This is a genomic window from Pseudomonas sp. 50_B, from assembly GCF_017491625.1.
Taxonomy (GTDB): Bacteria; Pseudomonadota; Gammaproteobacteria; order Pseudomonadales; family Pseudomonadaceae; genus Aquipseudomonas; species Aquipseudomonas danubii.
Genome location: NZ_JAFGYX010000113.1, coordinates 1 through 488, shown reverse-complemented (window position 1 = coordinate 488; position 488 = coordinate 1). Strand labels below are relative to the sequence as shown.

General features: G+C 70.1%; 1 protein-coding gene. It reads left to right on the top strand.

Features of this window, described 5'->3' with window-relative positions; translation table 11 throughout:
- Positions 1 to 488: aldehyde dehydrogenase family protein (locus tag J5M73_RS31175; protein ID WP_207816915.1), on the top strand; the 488-nt coding region annotated here is incomplete at both ends.

The window sequence follows — 488 nt, the reverse complement described above, 5'->3', positions numbered from 1 at the left end:
CGCGCGAGCCGCTCGGCGTCGTCGCCGCCGTCGTGCCGTGGAATTTTCCGATCCTGATGGCGTCGTGGAAGTTCGGCCCGGCGCTCGCCGCGGGCAACAGCGTCGTGCTCAAGCCGTCGGAGAAATCGCCGCTCACGGCGATCAGGGTCGCGCGGCTCGCGCACGAGGCGGGGATTCCGGCCGGCGTGTTCAACGTCGTGCCGGGCGGCGGCGAGCCGGGCAAGCTGCTCGCGCTGCATCGCGACGTCGACTGTCTCGCGTTCACCGGCTCCACGGGTGTCGGCAAGCTGATCATGCAGTACGCGGGGCAATCGAACCTGAAGCGCGTGTGGCTCGAGCTGGGCGGCAAGTCGCCGAACATCGTGCTGCCCGACTGCCCGGATCTCGACCGCGCGGCGAAGGCGGCGGCGGGCGCGATCTTCTACAACATGGGCGAGATGTGCACGGCGGGATCGCGCCTGCTCGTGCACCGCGAGATCAAGGACGCG